This is a genomic window from Synechocystis sp. FACHB-908 (assembly GCF_014698595.1).
Lineage (GTDB): Bacteria > Cyanobacteriota > Cyanobacteriia > Cyanobacteriales > Microcystaceae > Synechocystis.
The window spans coordinates 226,213-246,631 of record NZ_JACJTH010000035.1 but is presented as its reverse complement, the minus strand read 5'-3'; the positions used below and the strand labels follow the sequence as shown (position 1 = coordinate 246,631).

The following is a 20,419-nucleotide window of genomic DNA, read 5'->3' as shown; positions in this document are numbered from 1 at the left end:
TCAAGAGCATGTTAGTAGACCAGGGTTATCGAGGTGATACCTTTGGGTTAGCCATCTGGCTCTTAATTCAAGCCAAAGTCCAGGTGATTAGTCGTTCAGGGAAGTCTTTTGAGGTCTTACCAAAAAGATGGATTGTCGAGAGGACGTTCGGTTGGTTGAACTGGTATCGTCGTTTGAGTAAGGATTATGAGCATCTACCAGAAATGAGCGAAGCGGCTATTTATGCCGTGATGACTCGCATTATGTTGCGTCGTCTTTCTGCTACTTCTACCACTTTATAAATGGGCTCTATGGTTGAGAGTTTCAAGAGAGTAATGAGAGGCGCCAGTCCCGCAGTGGTTCTGTGTTACCATTGACCCTGAATTTGGCAAATATTGCCATGGTGATATCAATCATGTGGGCTGACCTGGAGACAACTTTCATGCGGCGATGAAATCTAGCAAACCAATGGCGGTTATCTGAGTTGTTTCTCTCAATTCCTACTGTTTCTCTTTTGCTAATCCCATGAAACGCATCGGGATGTTCATCCAGCAGTTGTTGATAGGGCCTCCAGTCATCGGTGCAGTACACTGTCACTTTCCACTTTGCCAGTCTCTCTAGCAAACGACTTAGGGTTTGACTATCACGATTTCCCAGTTCCCAGTCGATGAGTCTCCCAGTAACACGGTCATATGCTTTCCAGAGCCATAACTTGTTTTTTTTGCCTGGAGAAAATGCCACAGTTCGTCTAATTCCACTACGATTGCTGAGTCTGGAGCCGGTTTCTCGTAGTTTGCTTCGCCAAAATCCCTAATCCAGTTGAGCACTGACTGAGTGGAAACTCCCAAGAGTTTTGCTGTGGCATTCATTGACATACCACTCATGTACAGTAAGACCGCTTCTAGTTTCATCCAGAGAGGTTTACCTCTTTCCTTGGAGAGATTGGTGAATTGATATTGGCAACTCTTACACTTGAATCGTTGCTTATCCTTGACAAAGCCATTTTTGACAACATTCCCATGACCACATTGAGGACAGTGACAGTGTGTAGACATCTTTGCAAAATCTCATTACCCAATATTTTCTATCATGCCATATCATTATCTATTTGAAGCTCTCTCCGGTCTCTAATTTTCCTCCCCACTTGGAATAGTCCGAGAAATTGTGTAACTCTCTCTAACACCGATCAAAGTTTATTATCCAAATTGCCCTGGGAAAATAGACGGCCAATGATTTCTTCAATGGGGGGGTCAGATACGCTTAAATCCGATACTGGCAACTCCGCTAACAGTTTGGCGATCGCCGTGGTGAGGCTTTCCCGTTTTAGCAAAAAGCGCACCAGTAGACCCTCCACACTCTCCACTTCGCCATAGAGCTGTAATTTTTCCAAAGGTATGGGGGCAGATAATTCCACCGCCACTTGTCGGTAAGGGGAAAATCGTTCCACCAGAGCTTCCAGATCACCGTCATACATCAACTGTCCTTGGTGAATCAATAGCACTCGCTCACAAAGGGTGGTGATATCTGCCATGTAATGACTAGTCAATAACACTGTGGCTTGGTAACGCCGATTGTACTCCTGCAAAAACCGCCGCACCGCCACTTGGGCATTAACATCCAGTCCCAAGGTGGGTTCATCCAAAAATAAAACGGTGGGGTGGTGGAGCAGAGCGGCTAACAATTCCGCCTTCATCCTTTGCCCCAGGGAAAGTTTACGCACCGGTTGTTTTAATTCTGTGGTTAAATCGAGCATTTCGCTCAATTCTCCCAGCCGTTGTTCAAAGACTTGGTCGGGAATTTCGTAAATCGCCCCATTGATGCGCAGGGAATCCAGGGTGGGCAAATCCCAGATTAACTGTTGTTTTTGCCCCATTACTAAACTAGTGCGCCTTAAAAAAGCTGTCTGCCGACGGAAGGGATCAAAGCCCGCCACCCGCACTTTTCCCCCCGAGGGTTTAATTAGCCCCGTGAGCATCTTCAATGTGGTGGTTTTGCCGGCTCCATTGGCACCGAGGAAGCCCACCATCGCCCCAGGGGGAATGGTAAAGGAGATATCTTGCACTGCCAAAATTTGGCGGTAACGTCTCTGCCAAAAATGTTGCAATGTTCCCTTCAGACCAGGGGATTTGAGGGCAATGGGATAAACCTTGCTCAAATTTTCCACCACAATGGTGGGGGCAGAAGTTGATCCCAATGGAGTTACTAAGCTAGACAAAACGTCGTCACCTATGCCAAAAGTTCTAGATTAGTGAAGCTAAAATCGGTGAAGATTTTTTCTCCCCCAGCGGCGATCGCCTCTACGGTTTGTTGAGTGGGTAGGTAATAGCCCCCCAATTCCCCATAGGTTTCGGTGAAGTCCCGTTTGCCTTTGAGGGTATCAGTTTTAGGGTCTTTAAAAATGGCATTATATTTGATGGCAATGTAGCCGGAACCAGTATCCAAACTTTCTTCGGTGTTGATGGTGAAAGCCACCGGCCCCATCACCCGACTGACCTGACAAATTTCCGTGCCCCGGATTTTATAGTTCGACCCCATGGCATCTCCCTTCACATCAATGGCGATCGCCCCGGAAGCATCGGTTTCCCCAAAGCTAAACTCATTTTTGCCGTGGGACTTTTCAAAATTCCCTTGTTTGCGGTGGGTAACAATGTCCCGCATTTGGTTATAAACGCTTTCCTGTACCGTCTCGTCACTAAAACCAGTCACGGTGACAGTGTAGTCCGCCTTCACCTCCACTTCCCCTTCGTAGCGTTCATCCCCTTGGGTGACGGTGAGATGGGCCCGATAACCGGGAAAATTTTCGTCCCAGGTGTAGCGGTTTTCATAGGCGGCTCGGAAGGCTTCTTGGGCTGTAACAGTAGCAGTCATAGGATGAGGTAATAGACTAATTAGGCTATCACCAGCATTACATAGGAGCCGGTACTTTGTGCAAAGGGATATATCTAGGTCTAATTGGCTATAACTCCCCATGTAATCTCACAATGCTTTGCATAGACAATTATTTGTCTACTACTTATCCATAGCTAACTCCGGAATAATCTAGTGTATTGACTTTCATGGCCCATGCTGGCTAGGGCTAACCCCCAACTACAACTGTACAAATCATCATCCCCCAGCAATAAAATTTGCTGCCATTGATGCAAAATGGTGGGTGTTAAATGCAATAACAATTTTTGACCTGCGGTTTGCCCCAACGGAATCAGTCTTAACCCCGCCGAAATTAGGTTATTAGCCCAACTGTGGAGATAGCCCAACCCACTTTGATGGAGATCAATGCCCCAAAAAGCCGCCCCTAATCCAAAGGCGATCGCGTAGTTACAGGGTTCCGTGGGGGGAATTGGCTCAAACCAAGATTGCACAGTAGGCTCTAAATCCAACAACAGTTTTCGCAGGGAACCTCCCATTTGCAAGCTTTGCTCTCTTAATTCCCGACTTTCCCTAGTGGCTGTTAACCATTGATTCCAATAGGATAAATGTTTGAGAGTGGGGCTGGGTAAAATATCAGTCTTGGGCATTTGGCCGGCAAGCCGATGGGCTCGAACCATAATGGCTGTGTCCACCGTAATGGACCCCCGGCATAACTCCTGGGTAATCCACGCTCCTAAGGTATCAGCATTAGTAATATTTCCCCGTTCTATCAACCATTCTAAGCCTTCGGAATAGTTGTAGGCTCCCACCGGCAGGGTCGGGCTGACCAATTGCAAAAGTTTTAACTGGGCAGAACCTGAGAGCAAAGGTAAAAGATTATCGTCCAAAATGATTGCTTAATCCATTGTTCAAGGGGGTGAAAAAATCTTGGCCACCTCAGAGATCATAGCCCGAAGCCACAATCATCGAACCAATGCCCAGATCGGTGAATACCTCCAACAACAGAGCATGGGGCAAACGGCCATCCAGAATATGGGCCGCCCTTACTCCCTGGGCTAGGGAACGCACACAACAGGTAACCTTGGGAATCATGCCCCCCGCCACTATGCCGGAGCCAATCAATTCCCGCGCCTGTTGAATATCTAACTTGTGAATTAGGGTGGAGGGGTCTTTATAATCCCGCAAAATGCCCCTGGTGTCAGTGAGGAGAATTAGTTTTTCTGCCCCTAGGGCTGCGGCCAACTCCCCAGCACAGGTGTCGGCATTGATATTGTGAGCTTGGCCAAATTCATCCGCCGCCACACTGGAAATGACGGGAATATAACCGCTTTTCACCAAGGTTTCCACCACCCGGGCATCAACGGAGCTCACCTCCCCCACAAAACCAACATCTTTATTAGTCATGGTGCGGGCGGTCATCAGTTGGCCGTCTTTGCCACAAAGTCCCACGGCTTTTCCTCCGGCTTGGTTAATTAAATTGACCAATTCTTTGTTGACTCTACCCACCAGTACCATTTCCACAATATCCATGGTGGCCGCATCGGTGACCCGTAACCCATCTTTAAATTGGGGTTCGATGCCCACCTTATCTAGCCAGGTGTTAATTTCTGGCCCTCCGCCATGGACTACCACCGGGCGAATGCCAACGGAGGCCATAAAGACAATGTCCCGGATTACCTTGTCTTTGAGGTTGCTGTCTTTCATGGCAGCCCCTCCATATTTGACCACCACGGTGCGGCCAGCAAAGTGTTGGATGTAGGGCAAAGCTTCACTGAGGATTTTGACTCTGGTGGCGGCTTCCTCGCCGATATAATCTTGGGTACTGCTCATGGCGATCGCTAGGTGAATGGTCGAGATGGGTTTTAGCTCCGGGGAGCAAAACTGCCTGTCAGTTTAAATGCTAAAGGCAACGTCAAAACTGTTCAGGGCTAACAGTTGCCTTGATTGTGGCAAGATTCTCAGTAATGCCCCTGGCAATGGGTCCGCTGCAAGTTGTGCTTATTTCTGCCCATCTCTACGGGCGGAAGGGTTAGATAAAGTAGATAAAGACAACGGCTGGGCTATGTGGAAGACTTGACTGTGACCGCCTTTGTCTAGCCTTTCAAATTGTCATTCCAGACTTGTTCCGCATCCTGTAGGGCCTGGTCTACTGTTTTGTTGCCCACCATCGCCGCTCCAAGATTTTCGTAGATGATACGCTTGAGTTGGTTAAGGTTGGCCATGGGAGGAATTAACACCTCTGCGGTGGGCAATTGTTCCAATGCTACCCGACGAGCATTTTCCAAGGAACTGGCGTTGCTGATTTGTGCCAACTCCTGTCGATATTTGTCAACAGCGCCAATGGTGGAGGGCAAAACGTTGGCTTCTTTGATGAAGGCAAATTGGTTGTCCGTATTGGTCACAAATTCAGCAAATTTAATTGCTCCAGTGGGGTTTTTGGTACTCCGAGGAATGACTAGATTCATTACAGCCACATTTCTTTTGCCGGTTTCCCCCACAATTTGGGGCGCGGCGGCGGAAACTTTAGCAATGCTGGGGGCATTTTTCTCCAAACTAGCCAATAGCTCTGGCCCTGCCGATAAAAAGGCGATCGCCCCGGACTGATAAAGGTCCCCCGCTCGACGATGGCCTTCAGTGAGCACTTCCGGTGGCAGTAATCCTTGTTGATACAAATCAACCCAATACTGAAAAGCCACTTTGCCGGCGGGACTGTTAAAAGTGGCCCGGCCATCACTGTCCACCAACTGTACCCCCATTTGTACCAGGCTTTCTAGGGCTTCGGCGGAATCAGAAGGGGAAAACGTGACAAAAAAGCCATATTTACCGGTTTTCGCCTTAATTTCCCTAGCCGCCACCGCCAATTCGGCAAAGGTTGCTGGCGGGGTAGATAATCCAGCCTGTTGCAATAAATCCTGGTTATAGATGGTAATGCGGGTGGTGAGATACCAGGGAAAACCGAATACTTCACCGTTGCCTAAGCTGTTAGCTTGCCAAATACTGGGCAGATAGCGAGCCTTAACTTCTGCGCTCACCTCCTCTTCCAAATTCAGCCAGGCATTTTTACTAGCCAATAAAGAGGAAAAGGTGGGGTTTAGGTTGACCACATCGGGGGCTGTGTTGGCCGAGACGGCACTGAGGATTTTACTCTCCATGGCATTCCAAGGAATATCTACCCAACTCACCTGCTCCGGCGGATTGTTCCGCTCAAAAGTACTAATCAAGTCGTCAAAATACTTATTAAATTTTGGCTGCAATTGCATAGTCCAAAAGCTGACTTTCCCCTCCATGCTCTGGGGGGAATTGCTCTGGCAACTGATTAATCCACTGAGCAACAGCCCAAGACACGCAAACAAAAACCAACGTCTTGGCGATCGCCATCGGCACCATGAAACCATCGTAAAAGCTGGGGAAAGAATAAAAAACAGTGGTTCAGGAATTGCATTGCCATGGCCACTTCACAAACCTAGCCAATTTTAGCTTGACCGCAACTTTGACAGATTGTCTTTTGACTTTGCCTGGACCGCCTCCCATAATACCTTCGCGTCTTGAAGACTTTATCCTTGAAAGGAGAACTAATGTTTAAATTATTCAACCAAGCTAGCCGAATTTTTTTTGGCATTGCCCTCCCCTGTCTAATTTTCCTGGGGGGGATTTTTTCCCTGGGTAACACCGCCCTAGCCGCTGACCTAGCCCATGGTAAAGCTATCTTTGCCGGTAACTGTGCCGCTTGTCATAATGGGGGCCTTAATGCCATCAACCCCAGCAAAACCTTAAAAATGGCAGACTTGGAAGCCAATGGTAAAAATTCCGTGGCGGCAATTGTGGCCCAGATCACCAATGGTAATGGCGCTATGCCTGGCTTTAAGGGTCGCATCAGTGACAGCGACATGGAAGATGTGGCGGCCTACGTGCTTGATCAAGCGGAAAAGGGCTGGTAGATATCCTGGTTTTCAATGGTTTGATCAGGGAGAATCTGGGGCTGGGGAGTTGAGTGAGTTTCCCTGGCCCATTTCTTTGTCGATGCATTTGTCAGTGCAAGAGCAGATTATGTGTGGCCATGTAACTAAGTAGCCAATTGACCGCTGTGGCGCGGCGGGTGTGGCGGGGAGTAAACTCACCAATTTTGTAGCCCGTAAAGCCCAACTGTTCCTTGAGCAATTGTTTATTTTCCGGCGGAATAGAACGGGTCAACTTCACTGTGGGGGGACGGTTTTCGATGAAATTGGGGGGGACCGGATATTCCTGGGCCCAGCTTGACTCCACTTCTCCCAGTTCCCATTTTTGGCGATCGCCATCAAATCGATAACCAAGATAGTAAGCAAGTAGAGCGTTGACTACCTCATCACTGATTTCCTGGTTAATGATGGCCCAGAAAGTGTCTTTAGTGAGGGGAGGAAGATTGTTGGGGATAACTTCAGCCATGGTCTGACGCAAAATTGGCAAGTCTGAGGACAAACCCCCATGGTAGTTTTAACTAGCCATTGGTCACCATACCTAGGGCTCCATTTCTCACTTTGTATTGCATAGGGCAGAACCTAAATTTTTTATGCAGGCCTGCTGTTCCGCTGGGGTTAAATTCCCTTGCCTCAGGTCGCGACGGATTACCCGACCATTATGGCCCAACAGAAACCGGGGTAAAGATTCCAGTCTCACAGTAGCCAAATTCTTCATGTCGTAGGTGGTGTATTGCACCTGCCCCGGTTGATCGAACGTGAAATCCAAAATGGTTAACGTCTTTGGCGATCGCCGTTCTTGACCAATTAAAGCTCTGGGGCCCGCCCCCAATAGGCCCGTGTGGAGCAATTCCAAATTTCCTCGCCGACCAGGATAGTAAGCGTGTTGGTGCCCGCTGACATAGGTATGAACATTATACTTTTCCAACAAGGCCCTTAACTGCTCAGCGTTGGCCATCACCTCCCCCGGCTTATTGCGACCTTCCGCCACACCATAGAGAGGCAAATGACCGATCGCCAGTCGTAACTTAGCTTGCCGAGCCGGAGCACTGGCCAAAGCTTTTTCTACCCAAGCCAATTTTTCCGCAGGTATAAGATGAGTTGACCCGTCCCAGACCAGAAAAAAAACACCATTCTGAGTGAAGGTGTAATAAAAGGGGAAATCACTTTTATCCAGGAAAGTTATGCCTGGATCATGGGCCGGGTTGCGCCAATAACGGGCCGCCAAATCCCGTTCATTTTGAAACCGAAAACGACGATTTTGATCCAGAGCACCGGAAGCATCGTGGTTCCCCATCGTAAAACCAAAGGGAATTCCAGCCCGTCGTAAAGGATGGGCCACCCCCCGGTCAAAGGCTTCCCACATGGCTTGAATTTGGGCATTGGTTAATTTAGGACTCTGCCCCGCCACCATGTCTCCACTACAGAGGACAAGATCCGGTTTCATACTGGGAATTAGCTCCAACGCCTTGTGTACCTCCGGCTCATAACTGGTGGAACCATAGGCACTGTTAAGGTCACTGATCACTGCTATGCGTAAATCCTTCCGGGGTGGAAGTGTCTGCCCAAGCCCCACCGATCCCCCTGGGGAAGTTAACCATGACCCGCTAATGATCCCAACAAAAACGGCGATCGCCATAGCCCAGAAAGCCCACCGCCGTAGCTTGAGTTTGTTATCATCAGAAAAGTCACGAAAATGTAAAGTTTTGTAACGCACAGGCATTTCCCCTTGAAGCTTTCTCCGGCCGTTTCCCCTTCCCTTGCTTGGCATTCACTGGACCTACTCTGGCAGGGGGATCAACACGACGTTAGGCATGGTCTACCCCACAGCGTCCTGCCCCCTCCATGGCAGATCCTCATCCTCGGGGATGGTTCCCCCACCAGGCACCTGCAACTACTCACCGGGGAAAAGACAGAGGTGGATGTGATTGACATGGCTCCAGTGAGCCCCAGGGACGACGGCGCTCCCCCCCAAATTAACACGGTGCCCGGCCCCCACCTGCGGCGACAGGTATGGCTAAGGACCAAGTCTGGCCAAAGACTGGCCTATGCGGTTTCCTGGTGGGATGCTAGCCATGTGGACGAGTATTTGCAAAATCGTAGTTTACCCATTTGGGACAGCCTTTCCCGGTTGCACACCGAGCTGTATCGGGATATCCAAGCCATATACTGCGGCCATAATCGGACCCTAGCTAAGGCTTTTGGCCAAGAAGGGCCTTTTTGGGGCCGTCATTACCTTTTCTGGCATGACCGTAAACCCCTAACCCTAATTTACGAAATTTTTTCCCCCTACCTATCCCGCTACCTAGGCGAATTGCCTAGGCCAAAATTTGAGTAAAGCTCCAGCCAGGAGTAGGTAGGACTAAAGCTAAAGCCTATTTATTCATGGCCCGCAACATCCAAGCCGTTTTTTCATGGACCCGCATCCGGTCCGAAGCCAAAGCGATGGTGGACTCATCATCGGCAGGCTGAGAGCATTTGAGCACATCCCGACAGGACTGGACAATGGTTTCGTGCCCCTTGGTCAAAATATCGACCATTTCTTTGCTGGTGGGAATGCCGTCCACTTCTTGCACCGAACTCAGTTTAGCGAACTCCTTATAGGTACCGGGGGCAAAAACATCCAAACTGCGGATACGCTCAGCAATGTCATCCACCGCCAGGGCCAACTCATTGTACTGTTCTTCAAACATGAGATGGAGGTCGCGGAATTGGGGGCCGGTAACGTTCCAGTGGAAGTTGTGGGTTTGTAGATAAAGGGTGTAGGTATCGGCTAACAGTTTTTTCAAGGACTCTGCAATTTTGATGCGGTCCGCTTCAGGAATGCCGATATTAATCGTAGCCATACTGGATTATCTCCGTTTAACAAAATTTAACACAGTACCATTTTAACGAAATTTGCGCGTCAACGAAAGAATGCTTGTTCTTGTAAGGTTGGGGCATGGCCTAGGAAGAAAATTAATTTGACGGGGATTCCCTTTAGGGCTATGATGATTAATCGCGGTCAAAACTGGATATTAGATAGAAATAATATCAAAACGTTCCACTGCTATTTTTTACGACCCCCTGCGGATACTGAATGCTTAGGCTTTTAAGTCTGATCAGGAATTGCGGTCATCCCCCTTTTGTGCCTATGTAGGACTAACTCTCCCTACCGCTAGGGCCGAAGGTGGTCTCTCAAGCAAAGCTTGATTGAAACGCTCCATCGACGTAACTGAATTAGTTATTCACTGGCTATGAAGCTGTTGACCAAAGGTTATTGCCGCTGGTCGTCGCTTTATGTCCGGGGAGCCTTTCTGCTTGTTTATTTACACTTTTATTTAGGTAGAGGGTTACCGTGTCTATCGGTATTTTAGGAACAAAGCTGGGCATGACCCAGATATTTGATCAAGAAAGCGGCATTTCCATCCCTGTGACGGTGGTGCAAGCGGGTCCCTGTCCCGTAACCCAGGTGAAAACCCAGGACACCGACGGCTATAACGCTATCCAAGTCGGTTTTTTGCCTGTTAAAGAAAAGGCGCTGTCCAAGCCTGAGTTGGGACATTTGAAGAAGTCGAACACTGATCCTATGCGTCATTTGAAGGAGTACCGTTTGACGGACGCTCCTAACCTGCAACCCGGGGATGCAGTCACAGCGGACATTTTCCAAGCTGGAGACCTAGTCGATGTAGCCGGTCAAAGTATGGGTCGGGGTTTTGCTGGCTACCAAAAACGCCATAATTTCCGTCGGGGTAACATGACCCACGGTTCCAAAAACCACCGTCTGCCCGGTTCTACGGGAGCTGGTACTACCCCCGGTCGGGTCTATCCCGGTAAAAGAATGGCCGGACAGTATGGGGCTTCCCAGGTTACCGTCCGTCGCTTGACAGTGGTGCGGGTGGATGCGGAGCGGAACTTGCTGATCATCAAAGGGGCTTTACCTGGTAAACCCGGCACTTTGTTGAACATCACCCCTGCGAAAACCGTTGGTCGGGGCTAAGTTGCCTTTTTTATCCGTCACTGCTGAAGGAACAAAATTATGGTTGATTGTATTGTAAAAAACTGGCAGGGGGAAGAAGTGGGCAATGCTTCTCTGACCCTAAGGGTTGCTAAGGAAGAAAATGCGGCCCACATTGTCCACCGGGCCCTGGTGCGGCAACAAAATAATGCCCGCCAAGGCAACGCCTCCGCTAAAACCCGGGCTGAAGTCCGGGGGGGGGGTCGCAAACCCTGGAAACAAAAGGGTACGGGGCGGGCCCGGGCTGGTTCGATTCGTTCTCCCCTCTGGCGGGGTGGTGGTGTGATCTTTGGGCCTAAGCCTCGAGATTACAGCCAAAAAATGAACCGCAAGGAACGTCGTTTGGCCCTGAGAACGGCGATCGCCTCCCGAGCCGACAACATGGTGGTGGTGGAAGCCTTTGGTGATCAATTCAGCCAACCTAAAACCAAGGAGTTGGCCACGGCCTTGACTCGCTGGGGTGCCAAACCAGAAAAACGGGTGTTGTTGATCCTTGATGAAATTCCAGAAAATGTCTTTCTTTCTGGGCGCAACATTCCCTATTTGAAAATTTTACGGGCAGATAACCTCAATATCTACGACGTTCTCGTTGCAGACACCATTGTGGCCACCGCCACTGCCCTCGAGAAAATCCAGGAGGTTTACGGTGAGTAAGGTAATTGATCAGCGTCGTTTGGCGGACTTAATTATTAAACCGATTGTGACGGAAAAGGCCACGCTACAACTCGAAGACAACAAATACGTCTTTGATGTGCGCCCTGAAGCCACCAAACCGGAAATCAAAGCGGCGATCGAACTTTTGTTTGACGTCAAAGTAACAGGGGTAAATACTGCCCGTATGCCCCGCAGAAAGAAACGGGTTGGTCGTTTCATGGGTTTCAAAGCTCAAGTGAAGCGGGCCGTTGTCACCCTCAAGGAAGGGGACAGCATCCAACTCTTCCCTGACGTGTAAGTCACGTTTAGACCACCACTGAATACTGAATTAACTGTTATCTAAACCCATGGGTATTCGTAATTATCGGCCAATGACCCCAGGAACTCGGCAGGCAAGTGTCTCCGATTTCACTGAAATTACCAAGAGTAAGCCGGAGAAGTCATTAACCACTAACCGCCATGACCAAAAAGGTCGCAACAACCGTGGGGTGATCACCAGTCGTCACCGGGGGGGCGGCCATAAAAAGCTCTACCGGATTATCGACTTCAAACGTAACAAGCAAAATATTCCGGCCCGGGTAGCGGCGATCGAATACGATCCCAACCGCAATGCCCGCATTGCCCTGCTGTTCTACACCGACGGGGAAAAGCGTTATATTCTTGCTCCCGCTGGATTACAGGTAGGCATGACCGTTATTGCTGGGGAAGAAGCCCCCTTTGAAATTGGCAACACCTTACCCCTGAGCCGCATTCCCCTTGGTAGTGAAATACACAACGTGGAATTGGTAGCAGGGCGGGGCGGCCAAATGGTGCGTTCTGCTGGAGCTTTTGCCCAGGTGGTGGCTAAGGAAGGAGATTACGTGACCATCAAACTGCCGTCCAAGGAAGTGCGTATGGTTCGTAAAGAGTGTGTGGCTACCCTGGGTCGAGTTAGTAATGCCGAATTCCGTAACCTTAAGCTAGGAAAAGCCGGTCGTAAGCGTCACTTAGGTCGTCGTCCCCATGTCCGGGGTAGTGTGATGAACCCCTGTGATCACCCCCATGGTGGTGGTGAAGGCCGGGCCCCCATCGGTCGTTCCGGGCCTGTGTCTCCCTGGGGTAAACCAGCTTTGGGTGCCAAGACCCGCAACAAGAAGAAACGCAGTAGCGCTCTGATTGTCCGCCGTCGCACCAAATAACTATTTTTGTTTTTATTCGTTGGAACTGAACTATGGGTCGTTCACTGAAAAAAGGTCCTTTTGTGGCTGCTTCCCTGCTCCGCAAAATTGACAAGCTCAATGACAAGGGGGATAAGCAGGTGGTTAAAACCTGGTCCCGGGCTTCGACAATTCTTCCCCAAATGGTGGGTCATACCATTGCCGTCCACAACGGTCGTCAGCATGTGCCTGTGTTTGTTTCCGAGCAAATGGTGGGCCATAAGTTGGGGGAATTTGCGCCGACTCGCACCTTCCGCAGTCATTCTAAAAGCGATAAAAAAGCGCGTAAGTAACCAGAGGTAAGCAGTATGACAAAACTTGATACGACGGCCGAGGTCAAGGCGATCGCCCGTTACGTGCGGATGTCTCCCCTTAAGGTGCGCCGGGTACTAGATCAAATTCGGGGTCGTTCCTACCGGGAAGCTCTGATCATTCTGGAATTTATGCCTTACAAAGCCTGTGAGCCGGTGCTGAAAGTACTGCGCTCCGCCGTGGCCAACGCTGAGCATAACGAAGGTTTGGAACCAGCGGACCTAGTTGTTAGCCAAGCCTTTGCCGATGGAGGCCCCAGCTTGCGCCGTTTTCGCCCCCGGGCCCAGGGTCGTGCCTACCAGATTCGCAAGCCCACTTGCCACATTACCGTCGCCGTTGCCCCGGCCTTGGCAGATAACTAACATCGCTGTTCACGTCACGCATACAAAACATGGGACAAAAAATACATCCAGTTGGCTTCCGCCTCGGCATCACTAAGGACCACAAATCCTGTTGGTATGCCGACCCCAAGCGCTATCCGGAGCTTTTACAGGAAGACCACAAAATTCGCCAATATATTGAGAAAACCCTCAACAATGCCGGTATTTCCGATATCCGCATTGAGCGTAAAGCTGAACAGATTGAGTTGGGTATTCACACCGCTCGCCCCGGGGTAGTTGTCGGTCGAGGCGGCTCTGGTATTGAACAACTACGGGAAGGCTTGCAAAAACTGCTGGGTTCAGCCCGTCAGATTCGAGTCAATGTCATCGAAGTCCCCAATGCTGATGCGGATGCGGCTCTAATGGCCGAGTACATCGGTCAACAGTTAGAACGTCGGGTTTCCTTCCGCCGGGTGGTGCGCCAAGCATTGCAAAGGGCAGAAAGGGCCGAAGTTAAGGGTATCAAAATACAAGTTAGCGGTCGCCTAAATGGGGCAGAAATTGCCCGGACGGAATGGGTTCGGGAAGGCCGGGTGCCTCTCCATACCCTGCGGGCAGACATTGATTATGCCTACCGCACCGCCCTGACCACCTACGGCATTTTAGGGATTAAGGTCTGGATTTTTAAAGGGGAAGTCATCCCTGGCCAGGAAGCCGCCATCGTTGCTCCCCCCAGCCAACCCCGTCGCAAATCCCGTCGGCAACAGTTCGATGACCGTTCCCAGGACGGTTAAACGCTATCGCCATTCATTAACGCCTATTCGTTAACACACTATGTTAAGTCCTAGAAGAACAAAATTCCGCAAACAGCAACGGGGCAGGATGCGGGGTCTAGCGGAGCGGGGCAGCACCCTCAACTTCGGTGATTACGCCCTCCAGGCCACCGAACCCTGTTGGATCACCTCCCGCCAAATTGAAGCCGCCCGTCGAGCCATGACCCGTTACATCCGTCGGGGTGGGAAAATTTGGATTCGTATTTTCCCCGATAAGCCAGTCACCATGCGTCCCGCTGAAACCCGGATGGGTTCCGGTAAAGGTTCCCCAGAATATTGGGTAGCGGTAGTTAAGCCCGGCCGCGTCATGTTTGAACTAGCTGGAGTCTCTGAGGAAGTGGCCCGGGAAGCCATGCGCCTCGCCGCCCAGAAATTACCGATTAAAACAAAATTTATTAGCCGTCAGGAGGACTATATTTAACCATGGCTCTTCCCAACATTGCAGACGCAAGGAAACTCGGCGACGAAGAATTGGCCACTGAAATCTTAGCCACCAAGCAAAGATTGTTCCAACTCCGGTTCCAACAGGCTACCCGTCGTCCCGAAAACCCCCATGAATTTAAACATGCCCGCCATCGCTTGGCTCAACTCTTAACGGTGGAACGGGAACGACAACTTGAGAATAGCCCTTCTGAGGAGGCATAAAAACACCATGGCGATTAAAGAACGTGTGGGCATTGTGGTCAGTAACAAAATGGATAAAACCGTGGTTGTTGCTGTGGAAAGCCGTTCTCCCCACCCCAAGTACGGCAAGATTGTCGTCAAAACCAAGAAATTTAAAGCTCACGACGAAGAAAACCAGTGCCAAGAAGGGGACAAGGTTCGCATCCAAGAAACCCGCCCTCTGAGTAAAACCAAACGCTGGCAAGTAATCAACATTATGAGCCATTCATCCTAGTCCGATTTTTTTAGGAAAACGCCGTGATTCAACAACAAACCTATCTCAACGTCGCGGACAACAGTGGTGCTCGTAAGCTCATGTGTCTGCGGGTTCTGGGCACGGGCAACTGCACCTATGGTGGCATTGGCGACCAAATTATTGCCGTGGTGAAAGATGCTCTCCCTAATATGCCCATCAAAAAGTCCGACGTGGTGCGGGCGGTAATTGTCAGAACCAAACAGCCCCTACGCCGGGCCAGTGGCATGAGTATCCGTTTTGATGACAATGCCGCTGTGATTATCAACGCTGAAGGTAATCCCCGGGGTACCAGGGTATTTGGCCCCGTGGCCCGGGAACTGCGGGATAAAAACTTTACCAAGATTGTTTCTTTGGCTCCGGAGGTGCTCTAGATGACTAAAACCAAACCAGCCCCCCACCGGGTGAAAATGCACGTCAAAAAAGGCGACACCATCCAGGTAATTTCCGGCAAGGATAAGGGCAAAGTGGGAGAAGTTTTGCGTACCATTCCCAGCCACAGTCAGGTGGTGGTCAAAGGAGTGAATATCCGCACTAAGCACGTTAAACCTCGTCAGGAAGGGGAATCTGGGCAAATCAGTAGCTATGAAGCTCCCATCCATAGCTCCAAGGTAATGCTCTATTCCACCAAGGAAAAAATTGCCAGTCGCATTTGCTACACCGTCACCGACGATGGCCGTAAAGTGCGGATGCTGAAAAAAACAGGCGAAATCATCGATTAATGGCTATCACCTTTGCCCCGCAAGCAATGCTAGACCCTAACCCGATGTGCTCGAGTTCCCTTCGTCCATCTACTCTCTGACCAAGCCCAGAGACCCTGTAAATACCATGACTCAACGACTTAAGACCCTTTACCAAGAAACCATTCTTCCTAAGCTCCAGGAAGAGTTTGGTTATAAAAATATTCACCAAGTGCCCAAGTTGACTAAGGTGACAGTTAACCGGGGACTGGGGGAAGCTTCCCAAAATGCCAAGGCTTTGGAGTCTTCCCTGACTGAATTAGCCACCATTACGGGGCAAAAACCGGTGGTGACCAGGGCTCGCAAGGCGATCGCCGGTTTTAAAATCCGGGAAGGTATGCCGGTGGGGGTAATGGTTACCCTCCGTTCCGAGCGGATGTATGCCTTTTTGGATCGCTTAATCAACTTGGCTCTGCCTCGCATTCGGGACTTCCGGGGTATTAGCCCCAACAGCTTTGATGGCCGGGGTAACTACAGCTTAGGTATTCGCGAACAATTAATTTTCCCCGAAATTGACTACGACACCATCGATCAAATCCGGGGTATGGACGTTTCCATCATCACCAGCGCCCAAACCGACGAAGAAGGTCGTGCATTGCTCAAAGCTCTGGGCATGCCCTTTAGAAGTTAATTTAGTCGCGGCTCAGGGTGATTGGTCAGCAATAAGTCTCCATCAATCCACCTGAATCATCATCCCTTAGGAGAATCTACCAGCAGGAATAATGGCTTCAACAGACACAATTTCCGACATGCTCACCCGCATCCGCAATGCCTGTGCGGTGAGACATAGCACTACCCAGGTGCCCACCACCAAAATGACCCTGAGCATTGCCAAAGTGCTCAAAAGCGAAGGGTTCATTGAGGACTACTCTGAAACCGGCGAAGGTATTAACAAAATGTTAGTGCTTACCCTCAAGTACAAGGGCAAAACTCGTCAACCTTTGATCAATACCCTCCAACGGGTCAGTAAGCCTGGTTTGCGGGTTTACTCCCCTTCCAAAAAGATTCCTCGGGTGTTGGGCGGCATTGGTATCGCCATTGTTTCCACTTCCCACGGCATCATGACCGACAGGGAAGCCCGTCGCCAAGGTATTGGGGGCGAAATCCTTTGTTACATTTGGTAGTCCCGGTCGAAGACTACTATTGCATTACTAATTAAACTTAACTTTACAGAATTAATCCTATGTCCCGTATCGGAAAACGCCCCATTCCCCTCCCTGCGAAGGTCAGCGTAGATATCCAAGGCAGTCACCTGAGTGTTAAAGGCCCTAAAGGGTCCTTGGAAAGACAGTTACCAGAAAAGGTAATTGTGGCCCAAGAAGGGGAAACCATCACCGTCACCCGTCAGGATGAGTCCCGCACTGCCCGGGAACGCCACGGCCTAGTCCGCACCCTCGTCGCCAACATGGTGGATGGGGTGGCCCAGGGTTTTGAACGCCGTTTGGAAATCCAAGGGGTTGGCTATAGGGCCCAAGCCCAGGGCAATAAGTTAACCCTCAACGTCGGCTACAGTAAGCCGGTGGAAATGACCATGCCCCAGGGCATTGAAGTCAAAGTTGAAAATAACACCCAGGTAATTGTCTCCGGCATTGACAAGGAACTCTTGGGTAATACAGCGGCCAAAATCCGGGCTGTGCGGCCCCCAGAACCCTACAAGGGTAAAGGCATCCGCTACCAAGGTGAATATGTCCGTCGTAAAGCTGGTAAGACAGGGAAGAAATAAACTATGAAAAGCACTCGTAAATCTGCTACCCAACGTCGTCACCGTCGTCTGCGTCGCCATTTATCCGGTACCAGCGAACGGCCCCGTTTGGCGGTTTTTCGCTCCAATGACCACATCTATGCCCAGGTCATCGATGATGTGGCCCAGCATACCCTTGCGGCGGCCTCTACCCTCGATCCAGATCTGAAAAAGTCCCTTAGTTCCACCGCCACCCAGGAAGCTTCGGCGGAAGTGGGTAAGTTGGTGGCCCAACGGGCGATCGCCAAAGGCATTAACCAAGTAGTTTTTGACCGGGGTGGTAAGTTGTATCACGGACGGGTAAAAGCTCTGGCGGAGGCGGCCAGGGAAGCCGGTCTCAATTTCTAACAACGTTAACCAAACCCATTAACATCCAAGGAAATTACTATGGCAAAGCGTCGTAAAACCAGCCGAGAAAAAAAAGAAGACACCAACTGGCAAGAACGGGTTATCCAAATCCGCCGGGTCAGTAAAGTGGTCAAAGGCGGAAAAAAACTCAGCTTCCGGGCGATCGTGGTGGTCGGTAACGAAACCGGCCAGGTTGGCGTGGGAGTGGGTAAAGCTGGGGACGTAATCGGAGCTGTCCGTAAAGGGGTAGCCGATGGCAAAAAACAACTAATTGAAGTGCCCTTGACCAAATCCAATTCCATTACCCATATCACCAATGGAGTTTCTGGAGGAGCCAAAGTGGTGGTTCGCCCCGCTGCCCCTGGTACTGGGGTAATTGCCGGTGGCGCTGTTCGTACTGTGCTAGAGCTAGCCGGAGTTAAGAATATCCTAGCCAAACAACTAGGCTCCAACAATCCCCTCAACAATGCCCGGGCTGCCATCAACGCCTTGGAAACCCTGCGTACTTTTTCGGAAGTAGCAGAAGAACGGGGAGTTTCTGTCGAGCATCTTTACACCTAAGCTGAAGGCCCCAAGCCTTTACTAAGTGAAAATTCCATCTCCTGTGAACTTAATTTTTAATATTAGCCATGAATTTGAGCGAACTCTCTCCCAAGGACGGTGCCAAGAAACGCCGTCGCCGTGTTGGCCGGGGTATTGCGGCAGGGCAAGGCGCTAGCTGTGGTTTTGGTATGCGGGGCCAGAAATCCCGTTCTGGTACCGGTACCAAAGCTGGTTTTGAAGGGGGACAAATGCCCCTCTACCGTCGTCTGCCTAAGTTAAAGCACTTTCCCCTCTACAATCCCAAGCATTTTACGGTGGTTAACGTTGGTAAGTTGGCCGGTCTAGCCCCCAACACCGTGGTCACCCTAGAAAGCCTGATGGAAGCGGGTATTGTCACTAGTAATGACGGTCCCCTAAAAGTTTTGGGCAACGGGGAATTAGCCGTAGCTCTCACCGTCCATGCTCCCTGTAGCAAAGCAGCCCAAGCCAAAATTGAAGCGGCCGGTGGCAGTGTGGTGGCGCAGGGCTAACAATGGTAACCAAAATCCTTCCCCATAGCCTGGGAGAGAGCGATAATAGGTTAATTCATTGTTTTGCTTCATCCCTCGCACTTTTACTCAGGTATAAATAAATGGTCGTAAGTCGAGACAAAGCCCCCTCTGCCCAGGAAACTTTCCTGCAGATGGCCCAAGCGGCTGGCCTCCGGGGTCGGCTGCTTATTACTATTGGGCTACTAATTCTGGTCCGGGTGGGAATTTTTATCCCAGTGCCGGACATTGATCGCCAGGCCTTTAGCCAGGCCATCAACGATAACTCCGTTATTGGTTTTTTAAATATTTTTACCGGGGGTGGATTATCCACTGTGGGCATTTTTGCCCTGGGGATTTTGCCTTACATTAACGCTTCCATCATCATGCAACTGCTGACGGCGGCCATTCCGGCCCTGGAAGATTTGCAGAAAAATGAAGGGGAGGCAGGGCGGCGGAAAATTTCCCAATATAGCCGTTATATTGCCTTTGGCTGGTGCATTATCCAAGGTTTAGGTTTGACCGTCGGCTTACTTCGTCCCTACGCCAACAACTATGGCCCCCTATTTATTTTTCAAACGGTTTTAGCGATCACCGCTGGCTCGATGTTTGTGATGTGGATTTCAGAGTTGATCACAGAAAGGGGCATTGGTAACGGAGCTTCCCTGTTGATTTTTGTCAACATTGTGGCCACCTTGCCTCAGACTTTAGGTCAAACCATCGAATATGCCCAATCGGGGGGCAGACAGTCCATCACAGCGGTGGTGTTGTTGATGCTAGTTTTCCTCGTCATGATCGTGGGCATTGTCTTTGTACAGGAAGGCACCCGTCGGATTCCGATTATTTCTGCCCGTCGCCAGGTAGGTAAGAAGCTTTATCGAGAGCGCACCAGCTATTTACCCCTACGTTTGAACCAAGGGGGGGTAATGCCGATTATTTTTGCTTCGGCAGTGCTAATTTTGCCCTCTTCCCTGGCCGGTTTTGCCACTGGTAATGAAGGCTTAGGGGGGTTTGGGGAAATTTTCGTCCAAATTTCCAACGCTTTACGCCCCGGTACCTGGGTCTATACCGTGGTTTATTCCGTAATGATTTTCTTCTTCAGTTATTTTTACGCCAGTCTGATCGTCAACCCTGAGGACGTGTCGAAAAATCTGAAAAAGATGGGTTCTAGCATTCCCGGTATTCGTCCCGGCAAAAAAACAGAACAATATCTGGAAGGTGTGCTCAATCGTCTGACTTTTCTGGGGGCAATTTTCCTCAGCTTTGTGGCCACCCTGCCTATTTTTGTAGAACAGGCCACTGGAGTAACTACTTTCCAAGGTTTGGGAGCCACATCCCTGCTCATTTTGGTGGGGGTTGCCATTGACACGGCGAAGCAGATCCAGACCTATGTTATTTCCCAACGCTATGAAGGAATGATTAAACAACCCTAATCGCCCCTATTTTTACGGGCAGAGTTGCATCAATCAGTCTTATTAAACACTGCGGTTAG

The 20,419-nt window shown here is 50.1% G+C and carries 31 protein-coding genes; 22 read left to right on the top strand and 9 right to left on the bottom strand.

The features are described from left to right. The coding region (locus H6G46_RS13175; protein ID WP_190759865.1) for a transposase at positions 1-281 on the top strand (281 nt) is incomplete at its 5' end. Between the two features lie 22 nt (positions 282-303). On the opposite strand, the gene H6G46_RS13170 is transcribed toward H6G46_RS13175, so the two are convergent. The 6 genes from H6G46_RS13170 to H6G46_RS13145 form a co-directional block, all read right to left on the bottom strand. Further along, positions 304-1,034, bottom strand: a protein-coding gene (locus tag H6G46_RS13170) for an IS1 family transposase (protein WP_102014004.1) whose coding sequence is annotated in 2 segments (ribosomal slippage) — positions 304-704 and positions 704-1,034 — 732 coding nt in all. Because the reading frame shifts where the segments join, the coding sequence is not laid out codon by codon here. A gap of 131 nt (positions 1,035-1,165) precedes the next feature. After that, complete coding sequence (locus H6G46_RS13165; protein ID WP_010871989.1) at positions 1,166-2,146, bottom strand: ATP-binding cassette domain-containing protein; 981 nt, start codon at positions 2,144-2,146, stop codon at positions 1,166-1,168. Between the two features lie 59 nt (positions 2,147-2,205). Continuing rightward, positions 2,206-2,847 (bottom strand): DUF3386 domain-containing protein, encoded by a 642-nt coding sequence (locus H6G46_RS13160; protein ID WP_020861538.1) that lies wholly within the window; start codon positions 2,845-2,847, stop codon positions 2,206-2,208. Positions 2,848-3,002: 155 nt separating this feature from the next. Next, the gene (locus H6G46_RS13155; RefSeq protein WP_010871987.1) at positions 3,003-3,656 is read right to left on the bottom strand and encodes an urease accessory protein UreF; all 654 of its coding nucleotides are present in this window, start codon (positions 3,654-3,656) and stop codon (positions 3,003-3,005) included. A gap of 127 nt (positions 3,657-3,783) precedes the next feature. Next, positions 3,784-4,677 carry an acetylglutamate kinase gene (gene argB / locus H6G46_RS13150; protein WP_010871986.1) on the bottom strand — a complete coding sequence of 298 codons (894 nt, stop codon included), beginning with the start codon at positions 4,675-4,677 and terminating at the stop codon, positions 3,784-3,786. Positions 4,678-4,940: 263 nt separating this feature from the next. After that, on the bottom strand, positions 4,941-6,242 hold the full coding sequence (locus H6G46_RS13145) for a sugar ABC transporter substrate-binding protein (protein ID WP_010871985.1): 1,302 nt from the start codon (positions 6,240-6,242) through the stop codon (positions 4,941-4,943). A 180-nt stretch (positions 6,243-6,422) separates the two neighbouring features. Here H6G46_RS13145 and petJ point away from each other — a divergent pair, with 180 nt between their 5' ends. Continuing rightward, the gene (petJ, locus tag H6G46_RS13140) at positions 6,423-6,785 is read left to right on the top strand and encodes a cytochrome c6 PetJ (protein WP_010871984.1); all 363 of its coding nucleotides are present in this window, start codon (positions 6,423-6,425) and stop codon (positions 6,783-6,785) included. Positions 6,786-6,876: 91 nt separating this feature from the next. Here petJ and H6G46_RS13135 read toward each other — a convergent pair whose 3' ends face one another. Both H6G46_RS13135 and H6G46_RS13130 read right to left on the bottom strand, forming a co-directional pair. Further along, positions 6,877-7,269, bottom strand: a complete 393-nt coding sequence (locus H6G46_RS13135) for a DUF1823 family protein (RefSeq protein WP_010871983.1) — start codon at positions 7,267-7,269, stop codon at positions 6,877-6,879. Positions 7,270-7,356: 87 nt separating this feature from the next. Further along, positions 7,357-8,523 (bottom strand): metallophosphoesterase, encoded by a 1,167-nt coding sequence (locus H6G46_RS13130; RefSeq protein WP_223211344.1) that lies wholly within the window; start codon positions 8,521-8,523, stop codon positions 7,357-7,359. A gap of 6 nt (positions 8,524-8,529) precedes the next feature. On the opposite strand from H6G46_RS13130, the gene H6G46_RS13125 reads away from it, so the two are divergent. Then, positions 8,530-9,138, top strand: coding sequence for a chorismate lyase (locus tag H6G46_RS13125; RefSeq protein WP_014407082.1), 609 nt, complete (start codon positions 8,530-8,532; stop codon positions 9,136-9,138). Between the two features lie 37 nt (positions 9,139-9,175). On the opposite strand, the gene H6G46_RS13120 is transcribed toward H6G46_RS13125, so the two are convergent. Then, positions 9,176-9,646 carry a Dps family protein gene (locus tag H6G46_RS13120; RefSeq protein WP_010871980.1) on the bottom strand — a complete coding sequence of 157 codons (471 nt, stop codon included), beginning with the start codon at positions 9,644-9,646 and terminating at the stop codon, positions 9,176-9,178. A gap of 491 nt (positions 9,647-10,137) precedes the next feature. Here H6G46_RS13120 and rplC point away from each other — a divergent pair, with 491 nt between their 5' ends. From rplC to secY, 19 genes are all read left to right on the top strand, one after another. Continuing rightward, positions 10,138-10,779, top strand: a complete 642-nt coding sequence (rplC, locus tag H6G46_RS13115) for a 50S ribosomal protein L3 (protein WP_010871979.1) — start codon at positions 10,138-10,140, stop codon at positions 10,777-10,779. Between the two features lie 39 nt (positions 10,780-10,818). Continuing rightward, complete coding sequence (gene rplD / locus H6G46_RS13110; protein WP_010871978.1) at positions 10,819-11,451, top strand: 50S ribosomal protein L4; 633 nt, start codon at positions 10,819-10,821, stop codon at positions 11,449-11,451. Further along, the gene (locus tag H6G46_RS13105; RefSeq protein WP_010871977.1) at positions 11,444-11,749 is read left to right on the top strand and encodes a 50S ribosomal protein L23; all 306 of its coding nucleotides are present in this window, start codon (positions 11,444-11,446) and stop codon (positions 11,747-11,749) included. Before rplD ends, H6G46_RS13105 begins: the two co-directional genes overlap by 8 nt. Positions 11,750-11,798: 49 nt before the next feature. Then, a complete protein-coding gene (rplB, locus tag H6G46_RS13100) occupies positions 11,799-12,629 on the top strand; it encodes a 50S ribosomal protein L2 (protein WP_010871976.1) in 831 nt (276 codons plus the stop codon). Between the two features lie 32 nt (positions 12,630-12,661). Next, the gene (gene rpsS / locus H6G46_RS13095) at positions 12,662-12,940 is read left to right on the top strand and encodes a 30S ribosomal protein S19 (RefSeq protein WP_010871975.1); all 279 of its coding nucleotides are present in this window, start codon (positions 12,662-12,664) and stop codon (positions 12,938-12,940) included. Between the two features lie 15 nt (positions 12,941-12,955). Beyond that, the gene (gene rplV, locus H6G46_RS13090; protein WP_010871974.1) at positions 12,956-13,321 is read left to right on the top strand and encodes a 50S ribosomal protein L22; all 366 of its coding nucleotides are present in this window, start codon (positions 12,956-12,958) and stop codon (positions 13,319-13,321) included. 29 nt (positions 13,322-13,350) lie between these two features. After that, a complete protein-coding gene (rpsC, locus tag H6G46_RS13085; protein WP_010871973.1) occupies positions 13,351-14,073 on the top strand; it encodes a 30S ribosomal protein S3 in 723 nt (240 codons plus the stop codon). Positions 14,074-14,113: 40 nt separating this feature from the next. Further along, complete coding sequence (gene rplP, locus H6G46_RS13080) at positions 14,114-14,533, top strand: 50S ribosomal protein L16 (protein ID WP_010871972.1); 420 nt, start codon at positions 14,114-14,116, stop codon at positions 14,531-14,533. A gap of 2 nt (positions 14,534-14,535) precedes the next feature. Beyond that, positions 14,536-14,757, top strand: coding sequence for a 50S ribosomal protein L29 (gene rpmC, locus H6G46_RS13075; protein ID WP_010871971.1), 222 nt, complete (start codon positions 14,536-14,538; stop codon positions 14,755-14,757). Positions 14,758-14,764: 7 nt separating this feature from the next. Further along, complete coding sequence (rpsQ, locus tag H6G46_RS13070) at positions 14,765-15,010, top strand: 30S ribosomal protein S17 (RefSeq protein WP_010871970.1); 246 nt, start codon at positions 14,765-14,767, stop codon at positions 15,008-15,010. 23 nt (positions 15,011-15,033) lie between these two features. Further along, a complete protein-coding gene (gene rplN / locus H6G46_RS13065) occupies positions 15,034-15,402 on the top strand; it encodes a 50S ribosomal protein L14 (RefSeq protein WP_010871969.1) in 369 nt (122 codons plus the stop codon). Then, complete coding sequence (rplX, locus tag H6G46_RS13060) at positions 15,403-15,750, top strand: 50S ribosomal protein L24 (protein ID WP_010871968.1); 348 nt, start codon at positions 15,403-15,405, stop codon at positions 15,748-15,750. Between the two features lie 106 nt (positions 15,751-15,856). After that, complete coding sequence (rplE, locus tag H6G46_RS13055) at positions 15,857-16,399, top strand: 50S ribosomal protein L5 (protein WP_014407080.1); 543 nt, start codon at positions 15,857-15,859, stop codon at positions 16,397-16,399. Between the two features lie 91 nt (positions 16,400-16,490). Next, positions 16,491-16,892 (top strand): 30S ribosomal protein S8, encoded by a 402-nt coding sequence (rpsH, locus tag H6G46_RS13050; RefSeq protein WP_010871966.1) that lies wholly within the window; start codon positions 16,491-16,493, stop codon positions 16,890-16,892. Between the two features lie 59 nt (positions 16,893-16,951). Further along, positions 16,952-17,491, top strand: a complete 540-nt coding sequence (rplF, locus tag H6G46_RS13045; RefSeq protein WP_010871965.1) for a 50S ribosomal protein L6 — start codon at positions 16,952-16,954, stop codon at positions 17,489-17,491. A 3-nt stretch (positions 17,492-17,494) separates the two neighbouring features. Further along, positions 17,495-17,857 carry a 50S ribosomal protein L18 gene (gene rplR / locus H6G46_RS13040; RefSeq protein WP_010871964.1) on the top strand — a complete coding sequence of 121 codons (363 nt, stop codon included), beginning with the start codon at positions 17,495-17,497 and terminating at the stop codon, positions 17,855-17,857. 39 nt (positions 17,858-17,896) lie between these two features. Next, positions 17,897-18,418 (top strand): 30S ribosomal protein S5, encoded by a 522-nt coding sequence (gene rpsE / locus H6G46_RS13035; protein ID WP_010871963.1) that lies wholly within the window; start codon positions 17,897-17,899, stop codon positions 18,416-18,418. Positions 18,419-18,486: 68 nt separating this feature from the next. Further along, a complete protein-coding gene (rplO, locus tag H6G46_RS13030; protein WP_010871962.1) occupies positions 18,487-18,930 on the top strand; it encodes a 50S ribosomal protein L15 in 444 nt (147 codons plus the stop codon). Between the two features lie 101 nt (positions 18,931-19,031). Further along, positions 19,032-20,360 (top strand): preprotein translocase subunit SecY, encoded by a 1,329-nt coding sequence (secY, locus tag H6G46_RS13025; protein WP_010871961.1) that lies wholly within the window; start codon positions 19,032-19,034, stop codon positions 20,358-20,360. The last annotated feature ends 59 nt before the right edge of the window (positions 20,361-20,419 follow it).